The sequence below is a fragment of the Enterobacter cloacae complex sp. GYL001 genome, from assembly GCF_049237125.1.
Taxonomy (GTDB): Bacteria; Pseudomonadota; Gammaproteobacteria; order Enterobacterales; family Enterobacteriaceae; genus Enterobacter; species Enterobacter hormaechei_C.
Map to the genome: position 1 here is coordinate 1 of NZ_JBMKGW010000044.1, position 3,672 is coordinate 3,672.

A 3,672-nucleotide genomic window follows, 5' to 3' on the forward strand; every position below is an offset into this window, starting at 1 on the left:
ACGGCGCGACAGCAAACTTACGAAGCATAAAGGCAGAAATACACCAGTTTAAACAATCATTCATCTGGTTTTGCGAATACTGATATTGATGATACAAACGGCCCACCGGCCTGTTGAGGAACCTGTAAAACGGAAAGGCTCGCTGAAGCCGTATATTTTCTGGAGGTTCATCAGGCGCGGAACTCATCGAGGCGCGGGAATAAAATCCCATTCAGACGCCGGATAGATTCAAGCAAGCCAACTTATCGTCAAAATCGGTGTTGCAAAAACGGGAGTGACCATAGATTCCGTTTTCTGAGACGACCACAGATCAGAAAAGACTGTGCAGCCGACTCTTGATATTCCGTGCAGTCACCTTCTGAAAATGACAGGCGCGGCACGGGAATCAAGGCATTGCGATTCTCGAAAATAGTTCTTGAAATTCTATTCTTGATTGCATATCATCTCAACGAGTTTCGATAAGAAAGGATGCGCATGCGACCGTCTGTTGTGCTTGACATGAAGCGAAGCGCAGTGCGTGAAGCGGTAGGCCGCTTTCGCGCCGCGAACCCGCGCGTCTTCGGCTCGGTGCTGCATGGCACCGACCGGGATGGCAGCGACCTCGACCTGTTGGTCGATGCGCTGCCCGGTGCCACGTTGTTGGACTTGGGCGATTTGGAAGAAGAACTGAAATCGCTGCTCGGCGTTGACGTCGATCTGCTGACTCCCGGCGACCTGCCGCCGAAGTTCCGGGCCAAGGTGCTCGCGGAGGCGCAACCGATATGAGCGAGAACCGCCTGCCCGATTACCTCGACCACATTCAGCAGGCCGCAACCGATGCGCGCAGCTTCGTGGAAGGGATGGCCAAGGACGACTTCTTGGCCGACAAGCGCACCCAGCAGGCCGTCATCATGAGCCTGATCGTCATCGGCGAGGCGGCCACAAAGGTGATGGATGGCTACGTCGAGTTCACCCAGGCGCATGCCGACGTGCCGTGGCGCAGCATGCGCAATATGCGTAATCGCATGGCTCACGGCTATTTCGACATCAACCTCGATGTGGTGTGGGAGACGGTACAGGAATGGCTGCCGGCGTTGCTCCAGCAATTGCCCGCCGTGCGTCAGGATGCCGACGATGAAGACCGTAACGACAACTGTGAAAGAGGGATCTCCGATGACTGTTGAATCGAGAATATTTTCTGTAGCCGAGTATGTTCAGCCGTCCGAAGGCGAGCCTATTCGTTCCGTTGTGCTTGAAACCCGAGACTCAATTATCGTGGTTTGGCATGTCCATCCCGGGCAGGAAATTGCGGCTCACATTCATCCTCACGGCCAAGACACGTGGACTGTTTTGTCGGGAATGGCTGATTACTTTCAGGGCAATGGGATTGTTCGTGCCCTCAGGGAAGGTGAGATAGCCGTGGCAAGACCGGGCCAAGTGCACGGGGCGCGAAATACAGGTACCGAGCCATTTGTGTTAGTCTCGGTTGTGGCATCAGCCAATGCCGGTTTCGTATTGGCTGAGCGATAGAGCCCAATCTCTGGAGTTGGTCCAATGAGCGGTCGGGGAGATAGGTAACAGACATGCAGCGGACACGGCTGCTAAACCAGGTCGCAAACCTCCTTGCGTCGCAGCGTGCCGCAAGCGACGCGATCAATCGAATGGGGTCGGCATGAGACTGAACACCATCCAGTTCCCGACCGCGTAGCCGCCTGTCCTGCCGATCAGGTCTTGACCATCGACGCCTGGGATCAGTCCTGAATGTTCTTGGAGACCACTACGTTATGAGCCGCAGCCGCCGCAAAACACCCATCGTCGGGCACACGACCTGCGGCAGCGAGCGCGAGGACAAGAAGCTCTGGCATCAGCGCTGGCGCACCCGTGAGCGCACGGCGCTGACCAGCGCGTCGCCCGAAGCCCTGAGCGCCCATCTGCCCCTGCTGGAAAACCAGGCCAGCAGCGTCTGGTCGATGGGCAAGGATGGCCGCTCCTACTGGCCCGTCAAGCGCCAGGCCGCCACGGCGGATCGCATCGCCAATCACAAGGGACGCAACCCGCAAGAACGCGCCTCCCTGAAAAAGCGCCTGCTGCGCAAGTGGATGAGCAAATGAAGCTCTCCTTCCATCAGCACATTGCGCTGTTCTGGATGATCGGTGCTCCGGGCGTCTTCGCGCCCGTGATCGAGAACGCCAAGCGGCCCGATGCCGGCGCCGTCATGGCGTGGGGTGTCGCGATCGTGGCGGTGATGATCCTCTTCACCCCTTTGCTGCTGCGCTGTCCACCATTCCGGCGCTGGTATGGCCGGACGGATGCGCTGTCGGAGCGGCAGCGCCAGGCGCTTGCCGAGCGCGGCCTGCGCCGCTACTACCAGACCGCTTTCGATGACGGCTACGTGCCCCGCGTGATGCCCTACGTGTGGCGCATCATCTGGACGGTCGGCGGGTTGATGGCTGTGACCGCCGTACTGCCTACCAACACCGGACGGCCAGCCTTCGATGCCTTGGTGGTCTTCTCGACCTGGTATCCGATAGGCGTGATGCTGCTGGTTTTCGCGTCGAGGCCCCTTGGCCGGTTGATTCGCCAAAGAGCACAGGAGCGGCGGAAATGAGCACGTCAACCATCGAGGCGCTGGCCAGCGCCTGGGCAAGGATTGCCGAGGAAGCGGAATTCCCCGCTGACTACGAGGGGACTGCCACACCACAAGCGCATCGGGCTAGCGAAGCTATTCAGGAGCAGATTCGGGAGCGCATCGTCGCCACCAACGACATGCGGCTGTTCAGCCTGCTGCACCTGCTGAGTCAGGCGTCGCTGCGCATGGAGCAAGCGCTGTGGCCGGAGGATTACGAGCGGATGACGCGCGAGGTTGAGGAAGCCCTGCGGCAAGCCACCGACGCCAACGCCAGATCGTACACCCACGAAGAAGTGATGCAGGCGATGCAGGAACGCATCGACCGGGCGCGAGACAAGCCATGTTGATTGGCTATGCGCGCGTCTCGACGCAGGATCAGAACCTGGAGCTGCAACGCGAAGCCTTGAGCAAGGCCGGATGTAAAAAGGTCTTCGAGGACAAGGTGAGTGGCACGCGGGCAGACCGGCCTGGCTTGGCCAAGACGCTCGAAATGCTGCGCGAAGGCGATACTTTGGTCGTCTGGAAGCTCGACCGGCTGGGCCGGTCGGTCAAGCAACTGGTCGATCTGGTCGGCGATCTGCACAAGCACGGTGTCCAGTTCAGGAGCCTCACCGACTCCATCGACACCGGCACACCATCCGGGCGGTTCTTCTTCCACGTCATGGCGAGCCTTGCCGAAATGGAGCGCGAGCTGACCGTCGAGCGCACCCGCGCCGGGCTGGAAGTCGCCAAGCAGCTCGGCCGCAAAGGCGGCCGCAAGCCGAAGATGACCGACAGCAAGATCGAGTCGGCCAAGAAGCTGCTGGCCAGCGGGGTGCCGCCCAAGGACGTGGCCAAGAACCTCGGCGTGTCCATTCCGACGCTGTACCGCTGGGTGCCAGCCTCCACGCACGCTTAGCGTGCTTTATTTAATGAGATGGTCACTCCCTCCTTCCCGGTACTATGCTGAGGACAGGCTTTCATTCGGAGAACTATCATGGAAAACATTGCGCTCATTGGTATCGATCTGGGTAAAAACTCTTTCCATATTCATTGCCAGGATCGTCGCGGGAAGGCTGTTTACC

General features: G+C 59.3%; 9 protein-coding genes. 8 read left to right on the plus strand and 1 reads right to left on the minus strand.

All coding sequences use genetic code 11. From position 1 onward, the window contains the following. On the minus strand, positions 1–211 hold a 211-nt coding region (locus ACOTWU_RS25005), incomplete at its 3' end, for a hypothetical protein (RefSeq protein ID WP_208638249.1). A 263-nt stretch (positions 212–474) separates the two neighbouring features. Here ACOTWU_RS25005 and ACOTWU_RS25010 point away from each other — a divergent pair. From ACOTWU_RS25010 to ACOTWU_RS25045, 8 genes are all read left to right on the plus strand, one after another. Then, entirely contained in the window at positions 475–765 is a 291-nt protein-coding gene (locus ACOTWU_RS25010; RefSeq protein WP_001247892.1) for a nucleotidyltransferase family protein, read from the plus strand. Further along, positions 762–1,163, plus strand: coding sequence for a DUF86 domain-containing protein (locus ACOTWU_RS25015; protein ID WP_001293886.1), 402 nt, complete (start codon positions 762–764; stop codon positions 1,161–1,163). The genes ACOTWU_RS25010 and ACOTWU_RS25015 overlap by 4 nt, the downstream gene beginning before the upstream one ends. Further along, positions 1,153–1,509 (plus strand): cupin domain-containing protein, encoded by a 357-nt coding sequence (locus ACOTWU_RS25020; RefSeq protein ID WP_000215515.1) that lies wholly within the window; start codon positions 1,153–1,155, stop codon positions 1,507–1,509. The genes ACOTWU_RS25015 and ACOTWU_RS25020 overlap by 11 nt, the downstream gene beginning before the upstream one ends. Positions 1,510–1,763: 254 nt before the next feature. Further along, positions 1,764–2,090: a hypothetical protein gene (locus ACOTWU_RS25025; RefSeq protein ID WP_003100858.1), complete on the plus strand. Its 327-nt coding sequence runs from the start codon at positions 1,764–1,766 to the stop codon at positions 2,088–2,090. Further along, positions 2,087–2,587 carry a hypothetical protein gene (locus ACOTWU_RS25030; RefSeq protein ID WP_003100856.1) on the plus strand — a complete coding sequence of 167 codons (501 nt, stop codon included), beginning with the start codon at positions 2,087–2,089 and terminating at the stop codon, positions 2,585–2,587. Before ACOTWU_RS25025 ends, ACOTWU_RS25030 begins: the two co-directional genes overlap by 4 nt. After that, a complete protein-coding gene (locus ACOTWU_RS25035; protein ID WP_021243030.1) occupies positions 2,584–2,955 on the plus strand; it encodes a hypothetical protein in 372 nt (123 codons plus the stop codon). The genes ACOTWU_RS25030 and ACOTWU_RS25035 overlap by 4 nt, the downstream gene beginning before the upstream one ends. Beyond that, on the plus strand, positions 2,949–3,506 hold the full coding sequence (locus ACOTWU_RS25040; protein WP_003100847.1) for a recombinase family protein: 558 nt from the start codon (positions 2,949–2,951) through the stop codon (positions 3,504–3,506). The genes ACOTWU_RS25035 and ACOTWU_RS25040 overlap by 7 nt, the downstream gene beginning before the upstream one ends. Positions 3,507–3,584: 78 nt before the next feature. Then, the coding region (locus ACOTWU_RS25045) for a hypothetical protein (RefSeq protein ID WP_228293354.1) at positions 3,585–3,672 on the plus strand (88 nt) is incomplete at its 3' end.

Bases quoted from the DNA above. Each gene is read 5' to 3' on its own strand.
- ACOTWU_RS25020 (WP_000215515.1), top strand. From the start codon at position 1,153: ATGACTGTTGAATCGAGAATATTTTCTGTAGCCGAGTATGTTCAGCCG.
- ACOTWU_RS25015 (WP_001293886.1), top strand. From the start codon at position 762: ATGAGCGAGAACCGCCTGCCCGATTACCTCGACCACATTCAGCAGGCC.
- ACOTWU_RS25030 (WP_003100856.1), top strand. From the start codon at position 2,087: ATGAAGCTCTCCTTCCATCAGCACATTGCGCTGTTCTGGATGATCGGT.
- ACOTWU_RS25035 (WP_021243030.1), top strand. From the start codon at position 2,584: ATGAGCACGTCAACCATCGAGGCGCTGGCCAGCGCCTGGGCAAGGATT.
- ACOTWU_RS25040 (WP_003100847.1), top strand. From the start codon at position 2,949: ATGTTGATTGGCTATGCGCGCGTCTCGACGCAGGATCAGAACCTGGAG.
- ACOTWU_RS25010 (WP_001247892.1), top strand. From the start codon at position 475: ATGCGACCGTCTGTTGTGCTTGACATGAAGCGAAGCGCAGTGCGTGAA.
- ACOTWU_RS25025 (WP_003100858.1), top strand. From the start codon at position 1,764: ATGAGCCGCAGCCGCCGCAAAACACCCATCGTCGGGCACACGACCTGC.